The 1,532-nt window shown below is 71.6% G+C and carries 1 protein-coding gene; it reads left to right on the top strand.

Features of this window, described 5'->3' with window-relative positions:
- Positions 1-113 precede the first annotated feature (113 nt).
- Complete coding sequence (locus tag FGE12_RS29915; protein WP_153870074.1) at positions 114-1,517, top strand: transposase; 1,404 nt, start codon at positions 114-116, stop codon at positions 1,515-1,517.
- The last annotated feature ends 15 nt before the right edge of the window (positions 1,518-1,532 follow it).

The following is a 1,532-nucleotide window of genomic DNA, read 5'->3' as shown; positions in this document are numbered from 1 at the left end:
GCACCCCTTTAAACCTGTCGACGCGCGACGGGTGAGGGGCAGGCGTGGGAGGGAGCAGCCGGGAGCGTGGCTTGGGCCCGTGCGGGTTGCAAGGGCATGGAGGGTACAAGGCCATGCTCGATGCCGTGGTGGAGCGCTATTTGGGAAGCAGTCCGCTGACGGTGATGGCGCGTCTGGTGATGGAGCGCGCGTGTGACGCGGCCTGGGTGGACGCGCTCTTCGAGGAGGCGCGCGAGCGGCAGTACGTGCGCGAGTTGCTCTTCAGCGACGTCGTTGACCGCATGGGGCTGGTGGTGCTGGGGCTGCGGCCCTCGCTGCACGCCGCCCTGCAGCGAGCGCCCGTGGGCGTCTCGGTGCAGGCCTTCTACAAGAAGGCGGCCCACAGCGAGCCGGGCGTCTTGCGCGCCCTGGTGCAGGGCAGCCATGCGCGGCTGAGCCCGCTGCGCGCAGAGGTGGACGCCTTGCGCCCCGGCGGCGCACCGGCCCGTGTGTGCCCGGGCTACCGGGTGCGCGTCGTGGACAGCAACGACTTGCCGGCCAGCGACAAGCGCCTCAAGGCGCTGCGGGGCTTTGCCGGCGCAGCCCTGCCCGGCCAGTCGCTCGTCGTGTACGCGCCGGACGAGGACCTGGTGCTGGACGTGCTGCCGTGGGCGGATGCGCACGACCAGGAGACGGGCCTGCTGCACCTGCTGCTGCAGACGCTGCAGCCCGACGAGTTGTGGCTCGCTGACCGCGCCTTCAGCAGCCGCCCCATCCTGCGCGCCTTCGCTGCCCGCGGCGCCCACTGCCTCATCCGCGAGCAATCCACCCGGCCGGTGCCCCAGGAGCAGGGCCCCTTGCGGCGCGTGGGGGCCGTCGAGACGGGCGAGGTGTACGAGCAGCCCGTCTGCATCCCGGACGCTTCGCAGCCCGGCGGCCTCTTGCACCTGCGCCGCATCGAGGTGCGACTGCACACCCCCACCGAGGACGGCGACACCTGCCTGCGCCTGCTGACGAATGTGCCTGCGCGGCGCAAGCGGGCCACCACGCTGGCGCGCCTGTACCGCAAGCGCTGGACGGTGGAGGCCCTCTTCGGCCGGCTGGAGGCGGCGCTGCACAGCGAGCTGCGTGGCCTGGGCCAGCCCAAGGCCGCCCTGCTGGCTTTCTGCACCGCGCTGCTCTCCTACAACGTGCTGTCGGTGCTGATGGCCGCCGTGCGGGCCGCCCACGCCGACGTGGTGAAGCAGCAGCCCCTCTCCTCCTTCTACGTCGCCGCCGAGCTGCGCGAGTACTACGGCGGCCTCAAGGCGGCCGTCCTCCCCGAAGTCTGGCAGCCCTATGCGGCGCAGAGTCCCGAGACGCTCGCCGCCACGCTCGTCGACATGGCTCGCCGGGTGAACCCTGCCCACCTGCAAAAACACCCACGCCCTCCGAAGCCCAAACGCAAGAAGCGCCGCGTGCCCCACGCCCAGTACCTGCGACAGGTCGCCACCTCCCGCGTCCTCGCCGCCGGCACCGTCGACTACGTCAAACGATGAGGTTTAAAGGGGTGC

Source organism: Aggregicoccus sp. 17bor-14 (assembly GCF_009659535.1).
Classification (GTDB): domain Bacteria; phylum Myxococcota; class Myxococcia; order Myxococcales; family Myxococcaceae; genus Aggregicoccus.
The sequence above is the reverse complement of the archived record's forward strand: the minus strand, read 5'-3'. Positions and strand labels throughout refer to the sequence as shown.

Excerpts from the sequence above, each read along its gene's own strand:
- FGE12_RS29915 (WP_153870074.1), top strand. The coding sequence starts at position 114 with ATGCTCGATGCCGTGGTGGAGCGCTATTTGGGAAGCAGTCCGCTGACG.